The organism is Actinomadura kijaniata NBRC 14229 (genome assembly GCF_001552175.1).
Classification (GTDB): domain Bacteria; phylum Actinomycetota; class Actinomycetes; order Streptosporangiales; family Streptosporangiaceae; genus Spirillospora; species Spirillospora kijaniata.
In genome coordinates, this window is sequence record NZ_BCQR01000008.1 from 64,859 (window position 1) to 89,798 (window position 24,940).

The 24,940-nt window shown below is 72.8% G+C and carries 24 protein-coding genes; 12 read left to right on the top strand and 12 right to left on the bottom strand.

Annotation, left to right across the window (positions count from 1 at the left end):
- Positions 1-375: 375 nt before the first annotated feature.
- A complete protein-coding gene (locus AKI01S_RS03250) occupies positions 376-1,773 on the bottom strand; it encodes an endo-1,4-beta-xylanase (protein ID WP_067812093.1) in 1,398 nt (465 codons plus the stop codon).
- 380 nt (positions 1,774-2,153) lie between these two features.
- Between AKI01S_RS03250 and AKI01S_RS03255 the strand changes: the two genes are divergently transcribed.
- From AKI01S_RS03255 to AKI01S_RS03270, 4 genes are all read left to right on the top strand, one after another.
- On the top strand, positions 2,154-3,593 hold the full coding sequence (locus AKI01S_RS03255; protein WP_067812095.1) for a non-reducing end alpha-L-arabinofuranosidase family hydrolase: 1,440 nt from the start codon (positions 2,154-2,156) through the stop codon (positions 3,591-3,593).
- Between the two features lie 178 nt (positions 3,594-3,771).
- Complete coding sequence (locus AKI01S_RS03260) at positions 3,772-4,428, top strand: maleylpyruvate isomerase N-terminal domain-containing protein (protein WP_067812097.1); 657 nt, start codon at positions 3,772-3,774, stop codon at positions 4,426-4,428.
- A 184-nt stretch (positions 4,429-4,612) separates the two neighbouring features.
- Entirely contained in the window at positions 4,613-5,092 is a 480-nt protein-coding gene (locus AKI01S_RS03265) for a DUF3237 domain-containing protein (protein WP_067812099.1), read from the top strand.
- Between the two features lie 60 nt (positions 5,093-5,152).
- A complete protein-coding gene (locus AKI01S_RS03270; RefSeq protein WP_067812101.1) occupies positions 5,153-5,587 on the top strand; it encodes a nuclear transport factor 2 family protein in 435 nt (144 codons plus the stop codon).
- Positions 5,588-5,783: 196 nt separating this feature from the next.
- Here AKI01S_RS03270 and AKI01S_RS03275 read toward each other — a convergent pair whose 3' ends face one another.
- The gene (locus tag AKI01S_RS03275; protein ID WP_067812103.1) at positions 5,784-6,701 is read right to left on the bottom strand and encodes an alpha/beta fold hydrolase; all 918 of its coding nucleotides are present in this window, start codon (positions 6,699-6,701) and stop codon (positions 5,784-5,786) included.
- Between the two features lie 114 nt (positions 6,702-6,815).
- On the opposite strand from AKI01S_RS03275, the gene AKI01S_RS03280 reads away from it, so the two are divergent.
- Complete coding sequence (locus tag AKI01S_RS03280; RefSeq protein ID WP_067812105.1) at positions 6,816-7,142, top strand: ArsR/SmtB family transcription factor; 327 nt, start codon at positions 6,816-6,818, stop codon at positions 7,140-7,142.
- Between the two features lie 28 nt (positions 7,143-7,170).
- Here AKI01S_RS03280 and AKI01S_RS03285 read toward each other — a convergent pair whose 3' ends face one another.
- The 6 genes from AKI01S_RS03285 to AKI01S_RS03310 are packed head-to-tail and all read right to left on the bottom strand — an operon-like array spanning position 7,171 to position 12,684.
- Positions 7,171-8,391, bottom strand: a complete 1,221-nt coding sequence (locus AKI01S_RS03285; protein WP_157419633.1) for an MFS transporter — start codon at positions 8,389-8,391, stop codon at positions 7,171-7,173.
- Complete coding sequence (locus tag AKI01S_RS03290) at positions 8,388-9,053, bottom strand: cyclase family protein (RefSeq protein WP_067812198.1); 666 nt, start codon at positions 9,051-9,053, stop codon at positions 8,388-8,390. Before AKI01S_RS03290 ends, AKI01S_RS03285 begins: the two co-directional genes overlap by 4 nt.
- An 8-nt stretch (positions 9,054-9,061) precedes the next feature.
- Positions 9,062-10,384, bottom strand: a complete 1,323-nt coding sequence (locus AKI01S_RS03295) for a preATP grasp domain-containing protein (RefSeq protein WP_067812109.1) — start codon at positions 10,382-10,384, stop codon at positions 9,062-9,064.
- A gap of 1 nt (position 10,385) precedes the next feature.
- Complete coding sequence (locus AKI01S_RS03300; protein ID WP_067812111.1) at positions 10,386-10,769, bottom strand: hypothetical protein; 384 nt, start codon at positions 10,767-10,769, stop codon at positions 10,386-10,388.
- Positions 10,766-11,722, bottom strand: coding sequence for a fatty acid desaturase family protein (locus tag AKI01S_RS03305; RefSeq protein ID WP_067812113.1), 957 nt, complete (start codon positions 11,720-11,722; stop codon positions 10,766-10,768). The genes AKI01S_RS03300 and AKI01S_RS03305 overlap by 4 nt, the downstream gene beginning before the upstream one ends.
- On the bottom strand, positions 11,722-12,684 hold the full coding sequence (locus AKI01S_RS03310; protein ID WP_218009539.1) for an iron-containing redox enzyme family protein: 963 nt from the start codon (positions 12,682-12,684) through the stop codon (positions 11,722-11,724). The genes AKI01S_RS03305 and AKI01S_RS03310 overlap by 1 nt, the downstream gene beginning before the upstream one ends.
- Before the next feature lie 202 nt (positions 12,685-12,886).
- On the opposite strand from AKI01S_RS03310, the gene AKI01S_RS03315 reads away from it, so the two are divergent.
- The 7 genes from AKI01S_RS03315 (at position 12,887) to AKI01S_RS03345 (ending at position 20,164) form a co-directional block, all read left to right on the top strand.
- Positions 12,887-13,810, top strand: a complete 924-nt coding sequence (locus tag AKI01S_RS03315) for a LysR family transcriptional regulator (protein ID WP_083998817.1) — start codon at positions 12,887-12,889, stop codon at positions 13,808-13,810.
- Positions 13,807-14,397, top strand: coding sequence for a pyridoxamine 5'-phosphate oxidase family protein (locus AKI01S_RS03320; protein WP_218009540.1), 591 nt, complete (start codon positions 13,807-13,809; stop codon positions 14,395-14,397). Before AKI01S_RS03315 ends, AKI01S_RS03320 begins: the two co-directional genes overlap by 4 nt.
- Positions 14,398-14,566: 169 nt before the next feature.
- Positions 14,567-15,952: an NAD(P)/FAD-dependent oxidoreductase gene (locus tag AKI01S_RS03325; protein WP_067812117.1), complete on the top strand. Its 1,386-nt coding sequence runs from the start codon at positions 14,567-14,569 to the stop codon at positions 15,950-15,952.
- A 35-nt stretch (positions 15,953-15,987) separates the two neighbouring features.
- Positions 15,988-17,226, top strand: a complete 1,239-nt coding sequence (locus tag AKI01S_RS03330) for an ABC transporter substrate-binding protein (protein WP_067812119.1) — start codon at positions 15,988-15,990, stop codon at positions 17,224-17,226.
- On the top strand, positions 17,223-18,140 hold the full coding sequence (locus tag AKI01S_RS03335; RefSeq protein ID WP_067812121.1) for a carbohydrate ABC transporter permease: 918 nt from the start codon (positions 17,223-17,225) through the stop codon (positions 18,138-18,140). The genes AKI01S_RS03330 and AKI01S_RS03335 overlap by 4 nt, the downstream gene beginning before the upstream one ends.
- Positions 18,137-18,964: a carbohydrate ABC transporter permease gene (locus AKI01S_RS03340; RefSeq protein ID WP_067812123.1), complete on the top strand. Its 828-nt coding sequence runs from the start codon at positions 18,137-18,139 to the stop codon at positions 18,962-18,964. Before AKI01S_RS03335 ends, AKI01S_RS03340 begins: the two co-directional genes overlap by 4 nt.
- Positions 18,965-18,988: 24 nt before the next feature.
- The gene (locus AKI01S_RS03345) at positions 18,989-20,164 is read left to right on the top strand and encodes an ABC transporter ATP-binding protein (protein WP_067812125.1); all 1,176 of its coding nucleotides are present in this window, start codon (positions 18,989-18,991) and stop codon (positions 20,162-20,164) included.
- Between the two features lie 53 nt (positions 20,165-20,217).
- On the opposite strand, the gene AKI01S_RS03350 is transcribed toward AKI01S_RS03345, so the two are convergent.
- The 4 genes from AKI01S_RS03350 to fdhD form a co-directional block, all read right to left on the bottom strand.
- A complete protein-coding gene (locus tag AKI01S_RS03350; RefSeq protein WP_067812127.1) occupies positions 20,218-21,990 on the bottom strand; it encodes an SDR family oxidoreductase in 1,773 nt (590 codons plus the stop codon).
- Positions 21,987-22,844, bottom strand: a complete 858-nt coding sequence (locus tag AKI01S_RS03355) for a M24 family metallopeptidase (protein WP_067812129.1) — start codon at positions 22,842-22,844, stop codon at positions 21,987-21,989. Before AKI01S_RS03355 ends, AKI01S_RS03350 begins: the two co-directional genes overlap by 4 nt.
- Positions 22,845-22,939: 95 nt before the next feature.
- On the bottom strand, positions 22,940-23,875 hold the full coding sequence (locus AKI01S_RS03360) for a metal-dependent hydrolase (protein WP_067812131.1): 936 nt from the start codon (positions 23,873-23,875) through the stop codon (positions 22,940-22,942).
- 160 nt (positions 23,876-24,035) lie between these two features.
- A complete protein-coding gene (gene fdhD, locus AKI01S_RS03365; RefSeq protein WP_067812133.1) occupies positions 24,036-24,848 on the bottom strand; it encodes a formate dehydrogenase accessory sulfurtransferase FdhD in 813 nt (270 codons plus the stop codon).
- Positions 24,849-24,940 lie beyond the last annotated feature (92 nt).

Consider the following 24,940-nt stretch of genomic DNA (forward strand, 5'->3'; position numbering starts at 1 on the left):
CTGCGGGCACCGTCAGAGCGTGCGCGGCCACTCCCTGGTCCGGCACCCGCGGCTCCCCTCCCGGCTGACGGGCCGCACGTGGAGCCGCGGGAGGTGCTGGAGGACCGCATCCAGCGCGAGGCCCACCACTACCGCGGCCGGGTTGAGGAGGACCTGACGGAACCGGTGCCGACGAGACCTTTCCAATTGGCTCCAACGTGGGAGGTCGACCACACGAGCGATGGTTCTCCGCACAGCGTCAGCTTCGCTGGAGCAGCGAGGCGGGCGGCTCGGTGGTTGACGGCTCGGTGGTTGACGGCTCACCACCGAGCCGCCCGCCTCGACCTTGATCGGCTCACCGCGGGGATCGTGCCGTCGCCCGGTTCGCGGTGGGGGTCAGGTGCGGGTCCAGCGTTGGTTGCCGCCGTTCCAGCAGGAGTAGAGCTGGATCAGGGCGCCGTTGGCGGTACCGGCGGCGTCCAGGCAGAGGCCGGACTGGACTCCGACGATGGATCCGTCGGAGTTGAGGCGCCATTTCTGGTTGTCGCCGCCCCAGCAGTTGTAGATCTGGACTTTGGCGCCGTTGGCGGTGCCGGCGGCGTCCAGGCACTTGTTGCCGTAGACCCTGAGCTCGCCTGCGGCGGTGGAGGTCCACTGTTGGTTGGTGCCGTCGTGGCAGTCCCACAGCTGGAGCTGGGTGCCGTCGGTGGTACTGGCGCCGGGCACGTCCAGGCAACGTCCCGAACCGACGCCCTTGATCGTCCCCGAACCGGGGGTGGGCGGCGAGGTGGCGTTGAGGGCGTTGAGGACCGAGGTGTAGGCGGCTTTCTTGTTGCCGTTGCCGTCGAACAGCAGCGGTGTGTGCTCGGGGCGCCAGGAGTCGGTGTCGCGCACACCCCAGACGGTGATGCCGAGGCAGCGCGGGACGGCCAGGCAGTCGTTGGTCACGTTGGCGTAGGTCGTGGGCGAGGCGCCCTGGATGTCCAGTTCGGTGATGGCCACGTCGACGCCGAGGGCGGCGAAGTTCCGCAGGGTGGTGCGGAAGTTGCCGTCGTAGGGGCTGCCGCTGTTGAAGTGGGACTGGAAGCCGACGCAGTCGATGGGCACGCCGCGCTGCTTGAAGTCGCGGACCATGGCGTACATGGCCTGGGTCTTGGCCCAGGTCCAGTTCTCGACGTTGTAGTCGTTGTAGCAGAGCTTGGCGGCCGGGTCGGCGGCGCGCGCGGTGCGGAAGGCGACCTCGATCCAGTCGTTGCCGGTGCGCTGGAGGTTGGAGTCGCGGCGGGCGCCCGAGCCGCCGTCGGCGAAGGCCTCGTTCACGACGTCCCACTGGGCGATCCTGCCCTTGTAGTGGGCCATGACGCCGTTGATGTGGTTGATCATCGCCTGGCGCAGCGCGCCGCCGCTGAGGTTCCGCATCCAGTCGGGTTGCTGGGAGTGCCAGGCCAGGGTGTGGCCGCGTACCTGCTTGCCGTTCTGGACCGCCCAGTTGTAGACGCGGTCGGCGGCGGTGAAGTCGAACCGGCCCTGCTGGGGTTCGGTGGCGTCGATCTTCATCTCGTTCTCGGCGGTCACCGAGTTGAACTCGCGGTTCGCGATCGTGGTGTACACCGGGTCGTTGAGCCTGCCCGAGGCGATGGCGGTGCCGAAGTAACGGCCGTTCTGCGCCGCCCCGGCGCCCAGCGTGCCGGCCGCGGCAGCTGCCGGAGCCGGTGTCACCAGAGCGACGGTCGCGCTGAGCACCCCGAGGGCGCATGTGACGAGGGCCCGCTTGCGGATTTCGAATCTGGGCATGGCGTTCGTAGGCACGTCTGTTCCTCCATGAATGAACGAGGAGTGGAGGCGCGGGGCATATCCCGCGCGACAGACGCCGCGTTCCGGTATGGGGAACGCACACACCACCAGGGCGTCGCGGACTCAGTGTGTGAGCGCCTACAGATCCTGTCAATAGTCGTGAAATATTCCAGCGCGTGTTTCCAGTCGCCGGGTGACGCAGGCGTTCTATCAGCCGGTTTGTGTTCGAAAACTTTTCGAAGGTCCGGGGCCCTTGACGATGCCGCTTCGCCTCGTATTTACTCCGGCCACCACCACCTCCCGATCACCGATGGAGAGAGGGCCTCATCCGACGCAGAATGTTAGCGCTAACATCCAGGTCGAACGGAAGGAAGTACTTCATGTTGAGGATCGGTGCGATCCTGGCATCGCTCCTGCTGTCGGCGTCCTTGTCCGTAACCAACACCCAGAACGCCGAGGCTGCGACAGTGGATGTGGACAAGTGGTACGTCCTGGTCAACCGCAACAGCGGCAAGGCCCTGGACGTCCACAACCTGGCGACCAACGACGGCGCCCGCATCACCCAGTGGACCAGGAACGACCAGAACCAGCAGCAGTGGCGGTTCGTCGACGCCGGCGGCGGTTACTACCGCGTCCAGTCCCGCCACTCCGGCAAGGTGCTGGACGTCCACAACTTCTCCACCGCCAACGGCGGCCCGATCGTCCAGTGGGCCGACCTGAACGGCGCCAACCAGCAGTGGAGGCTGGCCGACAGCCCGGGTGGCCACGTGCGGCTCATCTCACGCCACAGCGGCAAGGCCCTCGAAGCGCAGGGCGCCTCCACCGCCGACAACGCGAACATCGTCCAGTACGACGACTGGGGCGGCGCCAACCAGCAGTGGCAGCTCGTCCAGGTCGGCGGTCCCACTCCGACGTGCGACCTTCCGTCGACATACCGCTGGACGTCAACGGGCCCGCTGGCGCAGCCCAGGCCGGGGTGGGTCTCGCTCAAGGACTTCACCGTCGCCCCGTACGGCGGTAGGCATCTCGTCTATGCGACGACGCACGACACGGGGACGAGATGGGGTTCGATGAACTTCGGCCTGTTCACCAACTGGTCGGAGATGTCCTCGGCCGGCCAGAACGCGATGACGAATTCCGCCGTCGCGCCCACGCTCTTCTACTTCGCACCGAAGAATATCTGGGTGCTCGCCTACCAGTGGGGGAGAAGCGCCTTCTCCTACCGGACGTCGAGCGACCCCACCAACCCGAATGGCTGGTCATCAGAGCAGGTGCTCTTCTCCGGAAGCATCACCGGCTCCGGAACGGGGCCCATCGACCAGACGGTCATCGGCGACAGCACGAACATGTACCTTTTCTTCGCCGGTGACAATGGCAAGATCTACCGGGCCAGCATGCCGATCGGGAACTTCCCGGGCAGTTTCGGAACGACCTCTACAGTGATCATGAGCGATACGACGAACAACCTGTTCGAAGCCGTTCAGGTCTACAAACTCCAGGGCCAGAACCGCTACCTCATGCTCGTCGAGGCGATCGGCTCGCAGGGCCGTTACTTCCGCTCGTTCACGGCGACCAGCCTGAACGGTTCGTGGACACCGCAGGCCGCGACCGAGGCCAACCCCTTCGCCGGCAAGGCCAACAGTGGCGCCACCTGGACCAACGACATCAGCCATGGCGAACTGATCCGCACCAGCGCCGACCAGACCTTCACCGTCGATCCCTGCAATCTGCAGTTCCTCTACCAGGGGCGCAGCCCCAACTCCGGCGGCGACTACGGCCTCCTGCCCTACCGGCCGGGTCTGCTGACGTTGCAGCGCTGACGGCGTGACACAGGTCCATGGGGTGGCCGGCCCACCCCATGGACCGGGCCCACCCGCGGTCGGCGTGGTGGGCCCGGTGCTGTTCGGCCGCCTGGGGGAGACCGGCGGCCACTTCCCTGGCATTGTGCCGTTCGTTAATCACTTGTCCGGTGTTCCGGGCCGGGACTACCGTGCCGCAGTGGATCTCTTCTCGCGTTCATGGGCGGCTTTGCGCACGGCGGTCGCCGAACTTCCGGACGAGTACTTCGAACGGCCCTCCGGCTGCACCGGCTGGCTGGTGCGCGACCTGGTGTGCCACCTGGTCATCGACGCCCAGGACGTCCTGATCACCCTGGTCACCCCCGCCGACACCGAACCGACCGTGGACGCGGCCGGCTACTGGAGCCTCCTTGACGAACCCCCGACCGGCGACGACCCGCTCGACGCGCTGATCCCGCGGCTGGCCGCCGCCTACGGCGAGCCGCGGTGGCTGAAGTTCCACCTCGACGACGTCGGCTCCGCCGCGGGCCGCGCCGCCGAGCTCGCCGACCCCGCCGCCCGCGTCAGCACCCAGGACATGGTGCTGACCGTCGGCGACTACCTGTCGGCGTACGTGCTCGAATGGACGCTGCACCACCTCGACCTGATCGCGCACCTGCCGTCGGCCGCCGACCCGCCCGCCGAGACCCTCGCGGCGGCGCGCGCCGCGCTGGAGAAGATCGCCGGAAGCCCGTTCCCCGCCTCGTTCTCCGACGCCGACGCGCTGTTGGTCGGCACCGGACGCCGCGCACCGGCCGACGCGGAGAAGGCCGCGCTGAGCGACTTCCCCGCCAAGCTCCCCCTCATCCTCGGCTGATCCTCGGCCGCACGGACGTGACCGGCCTTCTGTCCCGGCGGTGGCGTGAAGGCGGCGCCCCGAGCCGGGCGGCCAGCGCCTCGGGCGCACGTCCGGCCGGAGGGGGAGGTGTGCGGGAACCCGTTATGCAACATTGATGTACAACGCTGTTACACATCCGCCGGTTTCCCGCTAGCCTGCGGTCATGCCCGGCATCCGCGAGTCCGCGTTCGCTCCCGCCCTGACCTTCGCCTTCGAGATCCGCGCCCGCCTGGCCCCGACCCTGCACGTCGGGCACGGCGAGGGCGAGAGGACCGAGTTCACCCCCATCACCGGCGGCACGGTCGACGGCCCGCTGCTGCGCGGGACCGTCCTTCCCGGTGGCGGCGACTGGTCCAGCACCCGTGGCCGCGTCTGCGAGCTCGACGCCCGCTACCTCCTCCAGGCGGAGGACGGCGCGGTCATCGACATCGTCAACCGGGGCTACTACCACGAGGGCGCCGACAGCCCCGACCAGCACGACGGCGACCTGCGGGTGACCGAGACGGGGGTGTACTACCGCACCTCGCCCACCTTCCGCACCGACGCCCCGGCGCATCGGTGGCTCGCCGAAACCGTCTTCGTCGGCCTGGCGCGCGAGGTGGAGGCCGACGTCGTCGCCATCCGCATGTACGCCCTCGCCTGACGTTCGCGGCGAACCGGCGTCCGGCTGGTCTCGTGCCCGCTCCGCCGGTACGGTCGCCGCATGAGCGATGGCAAGGTCCGGAGCGCCCTGCGGGACCTGGTCCACCGGTACGCCTCCGGGCTCGACCGGCGGCGGCCCGAGGTCGTCGCGGGCCTGTTCACCGAGGACGGCGAGCTGGTCGTCCACGAACGCGACGCCCCGCCGCGCGTCTACCGGGGCCGCGCCGAGATCGCCGAGGCGACCGCCGCCCTCGACCGCTTCGCGGTGACCCACCACCTGGTCGGCAACCACCTGCCCGACCTGACCCGCGACCCGCCGACCGCCGAGACCTACTGCGACGCGCGCCACGTCTACGAGACCCCGCGGGGGCCGCGCGTCTTCGTCATGGTCGCCCGCTACCTCGACACCTTCGCCCGCGACGGCGACGCCTGGCTGTTCGCGTCCCGGCACATCCACGTGGACTGGACCGAGGACCGCCCCCTCGTCCAGGACTAGAACGCCCCGGCGCCCGGCACGGTCACCACCGCGGGGTGGGCCACCAGGTCGTGGTGCCAGCCGGGGCGGCGGCCCACCGTGTGCAGGATCAGCGCGTCCCCGTGAAGTGGCCGCGACCTCGGCGGATCCTGCGGTTGACACGGGCGTTCATCGTGCGCTGCATCCAGCGGGACACCGGTCCGGGCGGGTCGCGGGGTCAGGAGAAGAACTCGGTCAGGTGCCGGACGACCTGCTCGGGCTGCTCCTCGGGGAGGTAGTGGCCGCTGCCGGGCACCTCGATGACGCGGAGGTCGGCCGCCTTCGGCTCCAGCACCGACCGCAGCAGCCCCCGGGTGCCCTCGCCGCCCAGGGCGAGGAGCGGCGCGGTCACGGGGGCGTAGGTCTCGCCGTCGGCGATGTCCTGGGCGAGGGCGCGGTACCAGGAGTTCCCGGCGCGGATCGCGTCCTCGGTGTCGTAGGCGTGCGCGTAGACGGCCCGGTCGTGGTCGCCGATGGCGCCGGGGTCGGCCGCCAGGTAGTCGCACATCCAGTCGATCAGATGGCGGGAACGGCCGGCGAGCAGGCGTTCGGGCAGGCCGGGAACCTGGTTGAACGCGAACCACCACAGGAAGGGGGCGGGGGCGGCGTGGATGTCGCCCGCGACCTGCTGGCGTCCGGGCACCGGGAGCAGCGGGAACCGGTGGAACCGGTCGTCGGGGGGCGCGATGTCGAGCAGCGCGATCCGGCGGACGCCGCCGGGGTGGTTGGCCGCCAGCGCGTAGGCGACCATCCCGCCGATGTCGTGCCCGGCGACGTGCGCCGCGTCGTACCCCAGGTGCTGTATCAGCGCGTGGACGTCGTCGGCCATGGTCCGCTTGTCGTAGCCGCCGGCGGGCTTGTCAGAGCCGCCCATGCCCCGCAGGTCCACCGCGACGACCCGGAAGCGCTCGGCGAGCGCGGGCATGATCTTGTGGAACTGCCACCAGGTCTGCGGCCAGCCGCCGAGCAGGAGCAGCGGATCCCCGTGGCCGCCCGCCACGTGGTGCAGCCGGACCCCGTTGACCTCGGCGTGGTCGCTGACGAAGCCCCCTCGCAGCGAACGGGCCAGCTCGGCGTCGGACACCGTGAACGGCATGCGGACTCCCGGAAAGTCGATACTAGAGTACGTAGGTACGTATATTTGCGTACCGCGGGTCCGCCGGCAAGTCGGGGCCGGAGAACCATCCGACGGTCTTGGTACGGTGAGACCATGAGGCGTCTCCACCCCGACCCCGAGCAGATCCGTCTCGACGGCGTGCTGTCGGCCCTGGGAAACCCGGTGCGCCTCGGCGTGGTCCGCGCGCTGACCGGAGGCGCCGAGCGCACCTGCAACAGCGTTCTCGCCGAGCTGGGGATCACCGCCAAGTCGACGATGACCCACCACTGGCGCGTCCTGCGGGAGAACGGCGTGATCTGGCAGGTGCCGTCGGGCCGGGAGACCCTGGTGTCCCTGCGCCGCGACGACCTGGACGCCCGCTACCCGGGCCTGCTGGACGCCGTCCTCACCGGGATCCGGGTCGACGAGACCGCCTCCTGACCCGCCGGAACCCCGCGGGGCGCCCCGGTCAGGGGCGCGGGCACGCGGTCGCGGACCCGACCGCGGCGGGGGCCCGCCCGGTGAGCCGTTCGGCCGCCGCCCCCAGCCAGGCCGACCCGAGCGTGAGCAGGCAGGAGAGCAGGACCAGGGCGGTGGCCCCGCCGGGGGAGAGGAACAGCGCGATCACGGCGGCGCTGCTCCCGAATCCGAGGCAGCCGCTCGCGTACATCACGGAGTTGCCCGCGGAGAGGCTGTGCGCGGGCAGCGCCCGGTGCAGCGACAGGTTCCGCGCGGTGACGAGCCCCGCCTGGGCGGCGCCGGCGGCGGTGAGGGGGACCGCCACGGCGAGCAGCCCGGCGCGCGCTCCGGCGGCGGCGAGGGCGACCAGGACGGCCGTGGCGGTCAGCAGCGCGAGGCTCTGGAGGCGGTACGAACCGGGCCAGGCGCGCAGACCGTACAGCAGGCCGCCGGCAACCGCCGCGATCGAGAACGCGCTGAGCAGCACGCCCGTCCAGCCGATGGCGAGGCCGTGCCGTTCCAGCAGGGGCGCCAGCGCCACCTCGACGGTCGCCGACAGGTACATGGCCACGGCGCTGGTGAGGTAGATCGGCCAGGCCGCGAGCAGGGCGCGGGCCGAGCCGCGCTCCCCGTCCGGGCGGGACGCGGGCACGTCGCCGATGCCCGGAAGGCCGCGCAGGAACGGCACGGACGCGAGGGCGCCCGCGCTCGTCAGCAGGAGGGGCAGGCGGCCGTCGACGCCGACGGCGAGGCCGGTCACGAGGGCGGGGGAGGCCGCGAAGACCAGGTTGGTCAGGGCCGACTCCCAGCCGAGCCCGGTGCGCACCTCGTCCTCGGGCAGCATCCGGGTCAGCAGGGTGCGCAGGCCGCCGACGAGCCCGGCGACCGCGCCGCCCGCCACGCCGGCCAGGACCACCAGGGCGGCCGTCGGCAGCCACCGGACGCCGGCGGCGACGGCCACGAGCGCCGCCGCCGTGACGACGAGCGCGAGCCGCGCCTCGCCGAGCATCGGCCGCCGGTCCAGCCGGGCGCCGAGCGGCGGCGCGGCGACGCACTCGGCGGCCACGCACCCGGCGGCCATCCAGGCCCCCGTGCGGTAGTCGCCGAGCTGCGTCTTCGACAGCATCACGAACATGATCGGCGCGGCCGCCGCGGGGACGCGCGTGACCAGGCGGACGCTGCTCCAGCGGACCATCCCGCGCCTGCGCAGCAGGTCGCGGTACCGCCTCACCGGGAGCCCTGCCTGGCGTACGCCCGGACCGGGAAGGTCGCCAGGCCCCGCACCTTGACCGGCACGGCGGTGAAGGTGAACGGGCCGTCGTCGAGCTTCTCCAGGTCGCGCAGGTGCTCCACGATCGGGATGCCGGCCGCGAGCAGGGCGGAGTGGACGGGCCGCCGCCCGGCGCTGTCGGGGGAGGTGTCGTCGATGTTGACCGAGTCGATGCCGACCAGCCCGGCGCCCCGTTCGGCCAGCAGGTCCGCGGCCTCGGCGGTGAGGTGGGGGTGGTCGCGCCCGCCGTACCGCGCCGTCTTCCAGTGCCGGCACCAGCCGGTGCTGATCAGGACGGCGCGGTCGCGCACCTGGAGGCCGGCGAACGCGGCGGGCGGGATCGCCCGCGCGCCGGTGCGCACCAGCACGCCGGGGAGCTCCACGACCACCTCCAGCGGCAGCCCGCTGAGGTCGAAGCCGTCGCGGTAACGGTGGGCGGGGGTGTCCAGGTAGGTGCCGGTGTTGCCGACCATGGTGATCCTGCCGATGCGGAACTCGGTGCCCGGATGGTAGGCGCGGTGCGAGTCCTCCCAGCTGAGGTAGTCGTCGATGACGGGCGCGGGCAGCCCCGGGTAGGCGGCGAAGCCGGTGCCGATCTCGTGGCTCAGGTCGATGATGCGCACGGTGCCGCTCACCTCCGGTCGGCCGGGGTGAACAGCTCCCGGATCCGCGCCTCCCGCTGCCGGGCCGCGCCGATGCCGTCGGCCGCCACGCAGTAGCCGACGGTGCCGTTCAGCCGGGTGAAGTCGCAGGTCAGCAGCGTTCCCGTCCGGGTGGACGGGTCGAAGGCGTGGCCGGTGTCCGCCAGCCTGCGCAGCGCCTCGCCGAACGAGGGCACCGCCCAGCCGGCGCGGTCGAGCAGGGCGCGGCCGGGCCCGGCCAGGCGGCCGACGACGTCGTGCAGGTGCGTGGCGCCGCTGAGCCGGCTGTTGGTCTCGTTCAGCAGGACGGCGCCGTCCGGGGTGACCAGGCCGTCCACGCTCATCGTGCCGCGGTAGCCGATCGCGCGGTACGCCTCGCACAGCCTCCGGGTCAGGCGCAGCAGGGCGGCGCGGGCGCCCGGCGCGAGTCCGGGCACCGGGATGGCGATGCCGTCGAGCAGCGGCGCCATGAGCAGCTCCCCCTCGCCGGTGGGCTCGATCCCGCCGTCGGTCACCAGGTACTCGGCGTAGACGGGGCGGACCCCGGGCAGGTAGCGCTCGACGACCAGCCGGCCGCGCCCGCCGTCGGTCAGCCAGGGCCAGCGTTCGGCCAGGTGGGCGCGGACGGCGGGGCGGCCGTTGAGGACCACGACGCGGTCGGCGCCGAGGGGCCGCACCACGCCGTCCGGGCTGAGGATCTCGTTGCCCTCGCCGGCGCTTTGCAGGTCCCGTTTGAGGATCACCGGGTGGCCGGCGTCCAGCCAGCGCACGACGGCGTCCTCGGCCTGCCGGGGCCGGGCGGCGGTCGTGCCGGGCGCCAGCGGGATGCCGAGCCCGGCGGCGACGGCGCGGAACAGCGCCTTGCTGTTGGCGGCCGCGGCGCCGCCCTGGGCGAGGAACGCGTGGCCGGGCACGGCCCGCGGGGCGCCGAGCGCCTCGGCCAGCGCCACCACCGACGCGTCGGGGTAGTACGCCCGGACGCGGGTGAGGGGGCGGCCGTCCAGGGCGGCGCGCAGCGCGGTGCGCAGGCGCTCGTCGGCCAGCCGGTCGGCGGTCAGCACCGCGTCGCCGGCGTGCCCGGCGGGCGGCACCACGATCCGCAGGGACGGCGCGTGGACGCCGGTCGTCCGCGTGACGTGTTCGACGAACGCGTCCTGCGGCGCCGCGGGCAGGACGACGACGTCGCCGTCCCGCGCGAACCACAGGGCCCGCTCGGCGGCGCAGCCCGCGAGCCGCAGCTGCGCGTCGGTGAGCAGCGCGGGGTCGCCGGACATCTCCTCGGTCTTGACGTTGCCGATGTGCAGTGTGGTCATCTCAGGTCGCCTCCGGATCCTGTGCGAGCAGCCCGGCGAAGCGCCTCCTGCTCTCGGCGATGTGGGCGGCGATCGCCGCGGCGGTGGCCCCGGTGTCGGGCGTGGCGGGCCGGACCCGCCACGCCGCCCACCAGGTCCGCCCGTCGGCGCGGTCCTCGCGGAAGACCGCCTCGATCTCCGGCGTCGGCCGGTCCAGGCGGACGGTGAACTCGGCGTCGGGCGTGACGAGCCGGATGAGGTCGCCGGTGAACGAGCCGCTGACGATCCCGGGCACCTGGCCCGAACCCAGCAGCGGGGCGAACCGGAAGGCGCGGCCCTGGACCGAGGCCCCGCTCCGCGCCGGGGCCCGCGCCGGGGTCCGCGCCGAGCACGGCCGGGCGCTCATGACGGGCGTCCCGGGCCGCCGCGGGCCGCGCGCGACGACCGCAGGTTGGCGGTGGCCTCGCGGGCCACCCGCCAGTAGAAGGAGGGGTAGCCGCGCTCGACGTGCTTGGCCGAGGCGCGCACCTCGGGGTGGCGCTCGCGCAGCCGGTTGATCGCCACGGTCATCGCGGCGTGGTGCTCGACGTGCAGGTTGTTGCCGTTGGTGAACCAGGTGCTGAACCGGCTGCCGGTGATCGACCGCGTGTTGCGCAGCACGTCGTCGGTCCCGTCGTCGCACAGCACGTGCTCGGGGAGCTCCAGCAGGAAGTGCATCGGGACGGCCACCAGCAGGGGCAGCAGCCACAGCCGGAGCACCAGCGCGCCGTGGCCGAGCGCGGCGACCAGGACGGCGGCGCCGACGACGGCGCCCATCAGCCGGTACTCGGCCATCACCTCGCGGCGGCGCCGGTCGGGGATCCGGCCGAGGTCGTACCGCCAGGCGCCGCGCGCGCTGCGGACGATCGCGTCCGCCACGGTCAGCAGGCGCCGGTAGTCGAACGCGCCGCGCAGCAGCGACCGCCAGGTGAGGGGCCGGCGGGCGTCGAACCCGAAGAACTCCGAGTCCCGCGGCGTCCCCAGGTAGCGGTGGTGTTGCAGGTGCCGCACCCGGTAGTGGCTGTAGGCCACCAGCAGTGGCAGGCCGAGCGGGACGCCCACCAGCCGGTGCGGCCGGGCGGAGGTGAACGCCGAGTGGTGCAGGCACTGGTGCTGGAGCTCGACCAGGTGCGTGTACACCGCGCCGAGCAGGAGGACCCCGGCCACCGCCCCCGCGGGACCGCCGAGGAGCTCGACGGCGACGCCCGCGGCGAGGAGCGCCCCGGCGAGCGCGAGCTTGGCGACGAAGACGCCCTGGTCGCGGCGGCTGACCCGGGCCCGCTGGAACAGGCCGGGCACGGGCCTGAGCGCGGCCCCCATCACCGCGTGCCCTTCATGACGTCCCACACGCGCCGGTAGTAGGCGTCGGCGACCCGGACCCGGGTGACGACGCCGAGGCTGATCTCGCGGAGCAGCTCGGGGGAGCGCGCGACGAGCGGGACGAGGACCCCCTCGATCCACTCGGCGCCGTGGTCGGCGTCCACGTGCACGTGGATCCGCTGGTAGGCGAGCACGTCCTCGGGGACGCCGAGCCGCGTGCAGCCGTCCACCATGGCCTGGAAGCGCGGCGAGGCGCTCTGCTCCAGCACGCCCATCGCGCCCAGCGCGCGGGGGGTGAGATGCCGGTGGACGCCGTAGGCCAGCAGCAGCGCGGCGTTCTCGTACACCTCGGGGAAACCCAGGCGGGACCGGTCGACGCCGCGGGCGTCCAGGTGCGCCCGCATGTAGGCGGCCGAGTGCGCGAACATGCGCGTGTGCATCCGCTCCAGGACGCCCTCGCCCATCTCGTCCCAGTAGTTCTCGGCGATGGTGAGCTTGGCCTCGCCCTCGGCGCCGATCTGCACGAGCGCCATCAGGTCGTCGAACCTGCTGTCCACCAGCTCCTCGGCCAGGAAGAACAGCGCGATCTCGGCGAGCGTGGCCTCCTCGGCCAGATAGGCGTTGAACTCCGGCTGGACGTGGTCGGCGGCGGTGCGCAGGAACCAGGGGCGGAACTCCCCGGCGGTCCGGGGCAGTTCCCGCGCGGCCGCCCGCGTCTCCTCCCAACGCAGCCAGGCGTGCTCGATCGCGCCGATCTCCGGGTCGGTGTTCAGCCGGGGGATGCGCGCGAAGTCCGACGGACCGGCGAGGTAGGCGACGTAGTGGGCGTGCAGCCGTCGCAGCAGCCGCAGCCGGACCGCCTGGTCGGGCGCGGTGCCGGGATCGGCGGGGAAGCCCAGCGCGAGGTCGCGCCCGATCCCGGTCGTGGTCTCCCGCATGCTCTCGGTGAGCGCGGCGTCCATGTGCGTGTCCTTCCACGTGAGCGGGGCGGCCCGGAAAGGGCCGCTCGTCGTCGCGGGGTAGGCACGAGTCTCGGCCGGGCCGCGGGGCGGGCTCCACGACCGTGAAGCAGAGCCGCACGGTCGGCGGGGTGGCCACTCCCGGCCTCTGATCCACTTGCTTGAAGTTTGAACAAACGGGTCGGCCGAGGCCGTCTCCTCCTTCGTGAACACCAGACAGCTACGCACGCTCCGCGCTGTGAGGGAGCACGGTTCGGTCCACGCCGCGGCCGCCGCCCTCCACCTGTCACCGTCGGCGGTCTCCCAGCAGCTCCGGTCGCTGACGGCCGTCTGCGGGTTCTCCGTCGTCGAACGCCGTGGCCGGGGGGTCCAGCTCACCGACCGCGGCCTGGAGATGGCCGCGCTCGGCGAGGAGATCCTGTCCCGGTGGGACAGCGCCGTGGACTCGCTCCGCCGCACGGCCGAGATCCCGGTCGAGCGGCGGGCCCGCGCCGTGCGGCTGGGCGCGTTCCCCTCGGTCTACCGCACCTGGCTGTTCCCGGTGGTCCGCCGCCTGAGGACCCGGACCAGGATGGCCTTCGAGCTGTTCGAGACCACGCCGCACGAGGCGTACCGGGACATCGCGGCCGGCCGGCTGGACCTGGCGGTGGTGGTGCGCCCGCCGGGCCCCCGGACCGCGCCGCTCGCCAGCCACCCGCTCTACCGCGACCCGTTCGCGCTGGTCGTGCCCCGTTCCCTGGGCGGGATGCCGGCCGGGTCGCCGCTGCGCGGGCTCGCCGACGCCGACTGGGTGTTGCCGGGCCGGGAGACCCACTGCCACGAGGTCATCGTGGACCACTGCGCCCGGCTGGGGTTCCGGCCCCGGGCCGCCGCGCGCAGCAACGACTGGAAGGCCATGCAGGAGATGGCCGCGCTGCTGGGCGCGGTCGCCCTGGTCCCCGGTTCCTGCCTGGAGCCGACGGCCGGCCTGGTGCCGGTGGACCTGCCCGCCGCCGACCGTCTCGCGTGGGAGATCGAGCTGACCACCCGGGCGTCGGCGACGGCGATGCCCTGGTTCGCCGCGTTCGAGCGGGAGGTCTCCCGGCTGTCGCTGGAGGAACGGATGGCGATGGCGGGGAGGACGCCGTGACGGGCCCGTTCTACCACCGGGGCGCCCGCGAGATGCAGCGCCGCCTGGACACCGAGCGGCTCGCGCGGCGCCTCGCCGACCGGTACGTGCTGGACGGGCTGGGCGACGGCGACATCGCGCTCATCGGCGCCGCCGACCGCTTCTTCCTCGCGACCGCCGACGACCGCGGAAGGCCCGACTGCTCCTACAAGGGCGGGCTGCCCGGGTTCGTCCGCGTGCTGGACCGGCGGACGCTGGAGTTCCCCAGCTACGACGGCAACGGCATGTTCCGGAGCCTCGGCAACATCCTGGTGAACCCGGCCGTGGGCCTGCTGTTCATCGACCACGGCCGCCCGATCAAGCTGCGCCTCAACGGTGACGCGTCCGTCTCGACGGACCCGCGGCACACCGCCCGCTTCGAGGGCGCGGACGCGACGGTCACGGTGCGGATCCGCGAGGTCTTCGAGAACTGCCCGCGCTACCTGCACGACCCGGTGACCGGCGCGCGCTCCAGGCACTGCCCCCGTCCCGGCCACATCCCGCCGGATCCCGACTGGAAGCGCAAACCCGAATACGACGGCATCGTCCGCCGCACCGGCGTCGAATGAACCCGCCGCGGGCGGGCCGTTCCGCCGAGCCGAGGCCCTGACCTGTGTTTTTCCAGGGTCCCGGGGGTAGGGCGTGTACGGACTGTCACGTATTGTTATTGATCACGTGCAACGCGTCGTCACGGGGGCGGCGTCCCGTGTCGTTCCCGCCGTCCGAAGGGAGCACGCCATGCCCACACCCCGCGTCGTGATCGTGGGCGCCGGATTCGCCGGCTACAACGTCGCCCGGCTGCTGGAGCGCAGGCTGCGCCGCGGCCAGGCCCAACTCAAGATCATCGCACCGCACGGCTACTCGCTCTACCAGCCGCTGCTGCCGGAGGTGGCCGCGGGCGTGCTGGACCCGCGCTCGATCGCCGGGCCGCTGCACCGCATGCTGCGCCGCACCCAGCTGGTCCCCGGCAGGGCGACCGGCGTGGACCTGGCCGCCCGCACCGTCGAGGTCGACATGATCGACGGGTCGGTGAAGGCGGTGCCCTACGACCGCCTCGTGCTGTGCCCCGGCAGCGTCACCCGCACCTTCGACATCCCCGGGCTGAAGGAGCACGCCCACGGGATGAAGAACCTGGCCGAGGCCGTCTACATGCGCGACCACGTCATCGCCCAGCTGGAGCTGGCCAGCGCCACCGACGACGCCGCCGAGCGCGCCGCGCGCCTCGGCTTCCTGGTGGTCGGCGGCGGCTACTCGGGCGTGGAGACCGCCGCCAACCTGCACCTGCTCACCCTCAACGCGATGCGGCGCTTCCCGCGCCTGGACCCCGACCTGCTGTCGTGGACGCTGATCGACCTCGCGCCGCGCCTGCTGCCCGAGCTCGGCGAACGGCTCGGCGACGTCGCGATGGCCAAGCTGCGCCGCCGCGGCATCGACATCCGGCTGCGCGTCAGCCTCAAGAGCCTCACCGCCGACAGCGCCGAGATGACCGACGGGCGCGTGCTGCCGACCCGCACCGTCATCTGGACGGCCGGGGTCACGCCCGCGCCGGTCGTCGCCACGCTGGACCGGCCGACCGAGAAGGGTCGCCTGGTGGTCGGCGCGGACCTGCGGCTGCCGGGCCACCCGGAGGTGTTCGCGCTCGGCGACGCCGCCGCCGTGCCCGACCTGGCCAGGGGCGACGGCGCGATCTGCCCGCCGACCGCCCAGCACGCCACCCGCCAGGCCCGCGCCGTCGCCCACAACGTGGCCGCGTCGCTGACCGGCCGGGAACCGCGCCCCTACCACCACCGCGACCTCGGCATGGTCGTCGACCTGGGCGGCCCGCAGGCCGTCGCGCGCCCGCTGGGGGTGCCGCTGACCGGCGTGCCCGCGCAGGCCGTCACGCGCGGCTACCACCTGTCCACGGTGCCGTCGCTGCGCGCCAAGGCGCGGGTGCTGGGGGACTGGCTGCTGCACAGCCTGGCGGGCGACGACCTGATCCGGCTCGGCTTCCTCGACACCCGCACCGGCCGCCAGGTGGACCTGGAGCACTCGGTGCCCGACCAGGACGCGCGGGTCTCGGGATCGCGATCGGCCGGTAAGGATTCGGCAAGGCGGGGCGACCGGGTGACGCACGCGGGGTAGGCCCCGCTCCGAAGCGAAACGATCAAGGGGGAGCGATGCGCGTGCGGGCGGCGCTGGCGGCGGCCGCCGTCGCGGCGGGCCTGGCCGCCGGGTGCGGCTCCGACGGCCCCGCGACGCCCGTCGTCAACCTCTACAACGCGCCGCAGCAGAACCTGTCCGCCATCGTCGAACGCTGCAACGGCCTCGCCGGGGGCCGCTACCGGATCGTCCTCAACACGCTGCCGCGCGGCGCCGACGACCAGCGCGAGCAGCTGGTGCGGCGGCTGGCCGCCGAGGACGACGGCCTCGACGTGCTCGGCCTGGACGTCACCTGGACCGCCGAGCTCGCCGAGGCCGGATGGATCCGCGAGTGGACCGGCGCCCACGCCGAACGGGCCCGGCGCGGCACCCTCACCCGGCCGCTCGACACCGCCACCTGGCAGGGCAGGCTGTACGCCGCGCCCTACAACACCAACGTGCAACTGCTGTGGTACCGCTCGGACCTGCTGCCCGAACCGCCCGCCACCTGGTCGCAGATGATGGCCGCCTCCGCGCGGCTGGCGGCCGACGGGAGACCCGCCTACGGCGAGGTCACCGGCGCGCAGTACGAGGGCCTGGTGGTGTGGTTCAACAGCATGGTCGCCTCCGCCGGGGGGAGCATGCTGAGCGCCGACGGCGAACGCGTCGACCTCGGCGCCCCCGCCCGCAGGGCGCTCGCCGTCATGCGGGACTACGCGCGCTCCCGGGCCGCCGACCCGTCGCTGGCCAACACCAAGGAGGACGACGCCCGGCTGGCGGTGGAGAGCGGCCGCGCCGCCTACGAGGTCAACTGGCCGTTCGTGTACGCCTCGATGGCCGGCAACCGGCCCGGCATGCTGCGCCACTTCCGGTGGGCGCCCTATCCGGGCATCGACGGGCCGGGCCGCTCCCCGCTGGGCGGCGCGAACTTCGCCGTCAGCAGCTACTCCAGGCGGCCCGCGCAGGCGTTCGAGGCCGCGCTGTGCCTGCGCGACCCCGAGAGCCAGCGGATCGCCGCCGTCCGGGACGGCCTGCCGCCCACCCTGGAGTCGGTCTACGACGCCGAGGGCATGCGCGAGGCGTACCCGATGAAGGAGGCGATCCTGGCGGCGCTGAAGACCGCCGCGCCCCGGCCCGTCACCCCCACCTACCAGAACGTCTCCACGGTCACGGCGGTCGCGCTGTCGCCGCCGGGCTCCATCGACCCCGACCGCACGCTGGCGAGCCTGCGCGAGCAGATCGCCGAGGCGCTGCAGAGCAAGGGGGTGCTGCCGTGACGGCGCGCGCCGGCACCGCCGCCCGCACGCCCAGCGAGGGCAGGAGGGCCGAACGCCGCCTGGGCTGGTGGCTGTGCGCGCCCGCCGCGCTGGTGATGGTGCTGGTCGCCGGATGGCCGGTGCTGTACTCGCTGCTGCTGTCGCTGCAACGCAACGACCTGCGCTTCCCCGACCGGCGGGCCTGGGTCGGGCTGGACAACTACGCCACCGTGCTGACCAGCCCGTTCTGGTGGCAGGCGTTCGGCCTGACCCTGCTGGTCACCGCGGTCAGCGTGGTGCTGGAACTGGTGCTCGGCATGGCCGTCGCCGTCGCGATGTACCGGACGGTCGTCGGCCGCGGGCTGGTGCGGACCGTCGTGCTGATCCCGTACGGCATCGTCACCGTCGCCGCCGCCTACGGCTGGAAGTACGCCTGGACGCCCGGCACCGGCTGGCTCGCCGGGATGCTGCCCGCGGGGGAGGCCCCGCTCACCGAGCACTGGCCCGCCGTCGGCATCATCATCCTGGCCGAGGTGTGGAAGACCACGCCGTTCATGGCGCTGCTGCTGATGGCGGGGCTGGCACTGGTGCCCGAGGACACCCTGAAGGCCGCCGCGATGGACGGCGCGACCGCCTGGCAGCGGTTCACGATGGTCACGCTGCCGCTGATGAAGCCGGCGATCCTGGCGGCGCTGCTGTTCCGCACGCTGGACGCGTTCCGCGTCTTCGACAACATCTACGTGCTCACCAACGGCGCGCAGCAGACCTCCTCGGTCTCGGTGATCGCCTACCACAACCTCATCGGCGGCCTGAACCTCGGCGTCGGCTCGACCATGTCGGTGCTCATCTTCCTGACCGTCGCGCTGGTCGCGTTCGTGTTCGTCAAGGGCTTCGGCACCGCCGCGCCCGGCCGGGACCCGGAGGGACGGCGGTGACGACGGGGCGGAACAGGGCGAGGTGGAGCGCCGTCAACGCGCTGGTGCTGCTGTACGCGCTGGTGCCGGTCGCGTGGATCGCGGCGCTGTCGTTCAAGACGCCCGCCACCATCAGCGACGGGGCGTTCTGGCCCCGCCGGTGGACCCTGGACAACTACCGGGGCATCTTCGCCAACGACGACTTCGTGCGCGGCCTGGTCAACTCGATCGGCATCGGGCTGATCTCCACCGCGGTCGCCATCGCCGTCGGCACGCTGGCCGCCTACGCGATCGCGCGGCTGGCGTTCCCCGGCAAGTCGCTGGTGCTCGGCGTCTCGCTGCTGATCGCGATGTTCCCGCAGATCTCGCTGGTGACGCCGCTGTTCCAGATCGAGCGCGGCCTCGGGCTGTTCAACACCTGGCCCGGCCTGATCCTGCCGTACGTCACCTTCGCGCTGCCGCTGACCATCTACACGCTGTCGACGTTCTTCCGCGAGATCCCGTGGGACCTGGAGAAGGCCGCCAAGATGGACGGGGCGACGCCGTTCCAGGCGTTCCGCCTGGTCATCGCGCCGCTGGCGATGCCCGGGGTGGTGACCACGGCCATCCTGGCGTTCATCGTGTGCTGGAACGACTTCCTGTTCTCGATCTCGCTGACCTCCTCCGACGCGGCCCGCACCGCGCCGGCCACGATCTCGTTCTTCACCGGCAGCTCCCAGTTCGAGGACCCGACCGGGTCGATCGCGGCGGCCGCCATGGTGATCACGGTGCCGATCGTGGTGTTCGTGCTGCTGTTCCAGCGCCGGATCGTGTCCGGCCTGACCTCCGGAGCGGTGAAGGGATAGTGGGGGAGAGGATGGGGTCCCGCCATGGCTGAGATCGCGCTGGAGAAGGTCGGCAAGACCTATCCCGACGGCTACACCGCCGTGCACGCCCTCGACCTGACCGTCGCCGACGGCGAGTTCGTCATCCTGGTCGGGCCGTCGGGCTGCGGCAAGTCCACCACCCTCAACATGATCGCGGGCCTGGAGGACATCACCTCCGGAGAGCTGCGCATCGACGGGACCCGCGTCAACGAGGTCGCCCCGCGCGCCCGCGACATCGCGATGGTGTTCCAGTCCTACGCCCTGTACCCGCACATGACCGTCCGCGAGAACATCGGGTTCCCGCTGCGGCTGGCCGGGATGGACAGGGCGCGGGCGGCCGGGAAGATCGAGGAGACCGCGCGGATCCTCGACCTGGAGGGCCTGCTGGACCGCCGCCCCGCGCACCTGTCGGGAGGGCAGCGGCAGCGGGTGGCGATGGGCCGGGCCATCGTCCGCGACCCCAGGGCGTTCCTGATGGACGAGCCGCTGTCCAACCTGGACGCCAAGCTGCGCGTGCAGATGCGCACCACGATCTCCCGGCTCCAGAAGCGGCTGGGCACCACCACCGTGTACGTCACCCACGACCAGACCGAGGCGATGACCCTCGGCGACCGCATGGTGCTGATGAACAAGGGGCGCGTCCAGCAGGTCGGCCCGCCCGACGAGCTGTACCGGCGCCCGCACAACCTGTTCGTGGCCGGGTTCGTGGGGTCCCCGGCCATGAACTTCCTGCCCGCCGAGATCCAGGACGGCGCCCTGCGGAGCGTGATCGGCCGCATCCCGCTGACCGACCGGATGCGGAACGCCCTGCAACGGCGCCGCGGCGTGCCCCGCGAACTCGTCCTCGGCGTCCGGCCCGAGGCGTTCGCCGACCCGCGGCTGGGAGGCGTCCACGGCGGGGCGGAGCCGTGCTCCTTCACCGGGCAGGTGGAGATCCTGGAGTCGCTGGGCGCCGAGAAACTGGCCTACCTCACCCTGGACGCGGACGCCGCGGTGCGCTCCGAGCACCTGGCCGACGCGTTCCAGGGCCGGGAGTCCTGGAGCGGCGACCAGCTCGTCGCCCGCCTCGACCCGGCGTCACCGGTCCGCGAGGGCGACGAGCTGGAACTGGTCTACGACCCGGACGCGATCCACCTGTTCGCGCCCGACACCGGCGTCAACCTCACCGAGGACGCCTGACCCTCTCCGGCGGGGCGGCGCCAGGTGGCCGGCGAACGCGGCCGGGGCGGCTCTCAGCCGATGTCGAGGCGGGCCAGCAGACGCATCAGGCCGGGGGACAACCGGGAGATCAGGCGGCTCACCTTCGCCTCGGGGGTGACCGCGACGACGGCCCGGTCGCGCCGCACCGCCGCCACGATCTGCTCGGCGACGCCCTCGGGGCCGAAGTTGCGCAGCGCGTAGGCGCGGGAGGCGCGGTGCCGCCGCTGCTCCTGGTCCTCGGCCGCCAGCCCCACGAACCGGGAGGTCCGGGTGATGTTGGTGTTGACGATGCCGGGGCAGATCGCGCTGACCCCGATGCCGTGGCCCTTCAGCTCGGCGCGCAGGCACTCCGACAGCATCAGCACCGCCGCCTTGCTGGTGGCGTAGGCGGGCAGCGTCCGCGACGGGGTGAAGGCGGCGGCCGAGGCGGTGTTGACGATGTGGCCGCCCTCGCCGCGTTCGGCCATCGCCGCCCCGAACAGCCGCGATCCGTGGATCACGCCCCACAGGTTGACGTCCAGCACGCGCCGCCAGTCCTCGGCGGTGTGCTCCAGGAACGGCCCGGCCATGCCGATGCCCGCGTTGTTGACCACGACGTCGGGGACGCCGAGGTCGTGCAGCACCGTCTTGGCGAAGTGCTCCATCGCGCCGGCGTCCGACACGTCCACCTCGAAGGCGTGGGCGTCGGGGCCGACCAGCCCGGCCAGCTCGGCGGTGCGCCGCGCCGACGGCAGGTCCAGGTCGGCGGCGACCACCTCCGCGCCGCGTTCGGCGAACGCCAGCGCCGTGGCGCGCCCGATGCCGCTGCCCGCTCCGGTGACGACCACCAGGGAGCCCTCGAACGGCCGCCGTCCCGCCTCCACCCTCGCGCGGCGCAGCGCCCGTGACCCGGCGGGGGTCAGCGTCCCGCCGGTGGCGCCGGTGATGTGCTCGCCGATCCATCGCGCGATCACTCCGGGGTGGCTGCGCACCACCCAGTGCCCGGCGTCGATCGTCCGCAGCGACAGCCGCGGTGCCCGCGCGTTCAGCCCGGCGACCAGGTGCGGCGACACGAACAGGTCCCGGGTCGGGACGATGACCTGCGTGGGGACGCTCGTGCGGCGGTCCAGCGGCCGGCGCAGCCGCTGCGTCATGTTGGCCCGGTACAGGCCGACCCCGGCCGCGCCGTCGCGCGCCAGCGTCCGCGCCGGGTGCCCGGCGCGGGGCGCGACGCCCTCCCCGGCCTCCAGCGCGCGGGTGAACAGCCGGGTGATCCCCGCCCGCCACAGCGTCTCGGGCAGCAGCGGCGTCTGGAAGAAGTAGATGTACCAGGACCGCAGCGCCTGGCCGAGGGAGCGCTTGAGGTCGCGCGGGGTGGGGCGGCGCAGGCCGCGGCGCGTCAGGTGCGCCACGTGGTCCAGGCACGGCCCCGAGATCGAGGTGAACGAGGCGAACCGGTCGGGCATGGTGCAGGCCGCCTCCCACCCCTGGATCGACCCCCAGTCGTGCCCGACCAGGTGCACCTTCCGGTCCGGCGCGGTCGCGTCCAGCACCGCGCGCAGGTCGGCCATCAGGTAGGAGAAGGTGTAGCGGCGCCGTCCGGACGGGCGGGACGACGCGCCCGCGCCGCGCACGTCGTAGCGCACCACGTGGTACCGCTCGGCCAGCTCGGCGGCGACCTCGTCCCACACCGCGTGGGTGTCGGGGTAGCCGTGCATGAGCAGAACGGTCGGCCTGCGGGGGTCGCCCTGCTCGTAGACGGCCAGGTCGACGCCGTCACCGCGCACCTTCCGGGCGCGCCTGGCGGGGGAGGGCACGGTCGTCATGCGTTCGCCTTCTCGTTCGGTGCGGCCTCGTCGGCGCGCGCGGCCCAGCGGTGGACGTGCGGGAGGTCGTCGTCGAGCCAGTAGGCGTCGTCCTCGGTCACGACGAGGATCTCCTCGAACTTCACTCCCACGCCCCGGAACCCGATGTGCGGCTCGACGGCCCACAGGCCGGGCGTCGGCGGGTGCTGGGAGCGCCGGGCGCCGTTCCACAGCGGGGAGCGGCCCTCCAGGCGTTCCTTGACCAGTTCGCGCCCGAGCGTCTGCAGGAACCGCACGCCGAACGGGAAACCGACGCGCCTGGGAAGTATCCCACCGATGATCCCGACCTGGTGGCCGATGACACGTCCGGGGTACTTGCGGTGCCGGTTCCGGTAGCCCTGGCGCTCGATGAGCGCGTCGACCTCGGCGTAGATCTCGGCGAACGGCCGCCTCCGCCGCACCAGCTCCAGGATCAGCGTCCGGTACTCGGCCAGGTCGGTGTCGAGCCGCTCCCACACGCGGTTCTCGCCGAGGACGCCGCCGTAGCCGATGTCGGCGGAGTAGCCGTCGCGCACCGGGGCCATGTCGAGGATGTAGGGCATCCCCTCCTCCAGCCGCCGGCCGCTGGGCAGGAAGGCGGCGGGGGTGCGGAAGCCGGTGAACGCGCTGCGGTCGCCGAACCAGGCGAACGGGGTGTGCAGCCAGTCGTCCACGCCGTTGGAGAGCAGCCAGCGGCGCATGCGGCGGCACGCCTCGCGTTCGGTCACGCCCGGTTCGAGGGTGGCGGCCACCTCGGCGGCGCACCGGTAGCACAGACGCTGCATCTCACGGAATCGCTCGAGCTCCGCCGCGTCGTCGGTGCGGGCGAGCGCCACTTTATTAGACACAGTGTTAATTAAGCGTCCGTGCCGGGGCCCGGTCAAGCCGCGCCCGGCGTGACGCGCGCCACGCCCGGCGGGGAGGCGTGCGGTCAGTAGGGGGTGTACCCGGCCTGCCGGGCGGCCGGGGAGTGCATCAGGTACTCCAGGGCCCGCGGGGTCGAGCACACCTGCGACGGGTGGTGCGAGGGCCGCAGGTAGACGGGGGCCTCGCCGAGCAGCAGCCGGAAGACCCCCGGGACGTGTCCCTTGCGGACCGAGCGCCGGTAGGCCCGGTACACGCGGGGCAGCGTCACCCTCCCCTTGATCGTCGGGTCCTGCCGCAGCAGGTACAGCGACCCGCCGATCAGCGCCCAGTACAGGAAGGACAGCGACACCAGCCAGGCCGCGACCCGCATCGGGTACCGGCCGCCCACCGCCCGGTAGACGTCGAACACCACCGACCGGTGCTCGACCTCCTCGGCGCCGTGCCAGCGCAGCAGGTCCAGCATCGTGGGGTCGACCCCCGCCTTGTCCAGCCGGTCGTTGTCCATGATCCACTGGCCGAGGACGGCGGTGTAGTGCTCGATCGAGGCCACGGCCGCCAGCTCGAACCGCAGCCGCCACCGCCACCTGCGCGGCGACCGGACCTTCAGCTCGGCCATCTGCCGGGCGCGGTCGGCGTTGCCCTGCCCCGCCGGTCCGGTGATCCGGGAGACGTCGATGCCGTTGGCCTCCAGGATCTGGTCCAGCACCCCCTGGTGGGAGCGGGCGTGCACCATCTCCTGCCCGATGAACCCCTTGATCTCCTCCAGCAGCCGGGGGTCCCTGATGTGGGGCCGCGCGTCCTTGACGCACTGGATGAACCACTTCTCGCCCTCGGGCAGCACGAGGTGGAAGGAGTTGATGATGTGGGTGGCGACCGGGTCCCCGGGGATCCAGTGCAGCGGCGTGTCCGACCAGTCGAACGACACGCGCCGGGTCCTGATGGGAGGGTGCCTCTCGTCGATATCGAAGGCCGGGCCGTCGGGCGTCGGAAGCCTCGTCATTCCCTCTCCTCCACCGGTGCGCGTCAGGTCACGTGCGCAGCGTACAGACCGCACTTACTGATGAGTAGGAAAAGTATTGAACCCCTGGGGCGCGGCCGAACTCTTGTGCCCTGGGCCACATCACGGGTCCGCCGGACTGTGCCCGGATGACAAGAAGAGATCAGACCGTGATCCGGTGGGCGCCGGTGTAGACGTTCATCGTCTCGCCGCGCAGGAACCCGACCAGGGTCATCCCGGCGTCCTCGGCCAGCTCCACCGCCAGCGACGACGGGGCCGACACCGCCGCCAGCACCGGGATCCCGGCCTGCATCGCCTTCTGGGTCAGCTCGAACGAGGCCCGCCCGCTCACCACCAGCACGTGCCCGGCCAGCGGCAGCCGCCCCTGCCGCAGGGCGTGGCCGACGACCTTGTCCACGGCGTTGTGCCGCCCCACGTCCTCGCGCAGCGCCACCAGCTCCCCGGCGGCCGAGAACAGGCCCGCCGCGTGCAGGCCGCCGGTGCGGTCGAACACCCGCTGCGCCTCCCGCAGCCGGTCCGGCAGCTCCGCCAGCAGCCGCGGGGTCAGCGTCAGCGGGTCGGCGGCCACGTCGTAGGGCCGGTCGTCGCGCAGCGCCTCCACGCTGGCCTTCCCGCACACCCCGCACGCGCTGGTGGTGGTGAACGCCCGCGTCAGCAGCGTCTCGGGCGGCCGCACGCCCGCCGCCAGCACCACGTCCAGGGTGTTCTGCTCAACAGTGTCGGCGCAGTACCGCATGGCCGCGATGTCCCCGGGCCCCGCGACGACCCCCTCGGCGGCCAGGAACCCGGCGACCAGGTCGAAGTCGTCGCCGGGGGTGCGCATGGTGATGGTCAGCGGCCGCCCGCCGACCCGGATCTCCAGGGGCTCCTCCACCGCCAGGGTGTCGGGCCGCCGTCCTCGCGTCCCGGCGGTGCTGAGCCGCAGGACGGGCCTGCGCACGGTGATCCGACCCATGCCGTGACGGTACCGCCGAACCGGCGGCCCCGCGAAGCGAGGGGCGGGTCGCGGCGGTATGTCCCGGCCGCGCGTCCCTGCCGGAACGGGAC

What these genes read in the sequence shown, in the direction of transcription:
- AKI01S_RS03250 (WP_067812093.1), bottom strand. Translation starts at nt 1,773, where the DNA reads ATGCCCAGATTCGAAATCCGCAAGCGGGCCCTCGTCACATGCGCCCTC.
- AKI01S_RS03255 (WP_067812095.1), top strand. Translation starts at nt 2,154, where the DNA reads ATGTTGAGGATCGGTGCGATCCTGGCATCGCTCCTGCTGTCGGCGTCC.
- AKI01S_RS03265 (WP_067812099.1), top strand. Translation starts at nt 4,613, where the DNA reads ATGCCCGGCATCCGCGAGTCCGCGTTCGCTCCCGCCCTGACCTTCGCC.
- AKI01S_RS03270 (WP_067812101.1), top strand. Translation starts at nt 5,153, where the DNA reads ATGAGCGATGGCAAGGTCCGGAGCGCCCTGCGGGACCTGGTCCACCGG.
- AKI01S_RS03275 (WP_067812103.1), bottom strand. Translation starts at nt 6,701, where the DNA reads ATGCCGTTCACGGTGTCCGACGCCGAGCTGGCCCGTTCGCTGCGAGGG.
- AKI01S_RS03280 (WP_067812105.1), top strand. Translation starts at nt 6,816, where the DNA reads ATGAGGCGTCTCCACCCCGACCCCGAGCAGATCCGTCTCGACGGCGTG.
- AKI01S_RS03295 (WP_067812109.1), bottom strand. Translation starts at nt 10,384, where the DNA reads ATGACCACACTGCACATCGGCAACGTCAAGACCGAGGAGATGTCCGGC.
- AKI01S_RS03300 (WP_067812111.1), bottom strand. Translation starts at nt 10,769, where the DNA reads ATGAGCGCCCGGCCGTGCTCGGCGCGGACCCCGGCGCGGGCCCCGGCG.
- AKI01S_RS03305 (WP_067812113.1), bottom strand. Translation starts at nt 11,722, where the DNA reads ATGGGGGCCGCGCTCAGGCCCGTGCCCGGCCTGTTCCAGCGGGCCCGG.
- AKI01S_RS03310 (WP_218009539.1), bottom strand. Translation starts at nt 12,684, where the DNA reads ATGGACGCCGCGCTCACCGAGAGCATGCGGGAGACCACGACCGGGATC.
- AKI01S_RS03325 (WP_067812117.1), top strand. Translation starts at nt 14,567, where the DNA reads ATGCCCACACCCCGCGTCGTGATCGTGGGCGCCGGATTCGCCGGCTAC.
- AKI01S_RS03330 (WP_067812119.1), top strand. Translation starts at nt 15,988, where the DNA reads ATGCGCGTGCGGGCGGCGCTGGCGGCGGCCGCCGTCGCGGCGGGCCTG.
- AKI01S_RS03345 (WP_067812125.1), top strand. Translation starts at nt 18,989, where the DNA reads ATGGCTGAGATCGCGCTGGAGAAGGTCGGCAAGACCTATCCCGACGGC.
- AKI01S_RS03350 (WP_067812127.1), bottom strand. Translation starts at nt 21,990, where the DNA reads ATGACGACCGTGCCCTCCCCCGCCAGGCGCGCCCGGAAGGTGCGCGGT.
- AKI01S_RS03360 (WP_067812131.1), bottom strand. Translation starts at nt 23,875, where the DNA reads ATGACGAGGCTTCCGACGCCCGACGGCCCGGCCTTCGATATCGACGAG.
- fdhD (WP_067812133.1), bottom strand. Translation starts at nt 24,848, where the DNA reads ATGGGTCGGATCACCGTGCGCAGGCCCGTCCTGCGGCTCAGCACCGCC.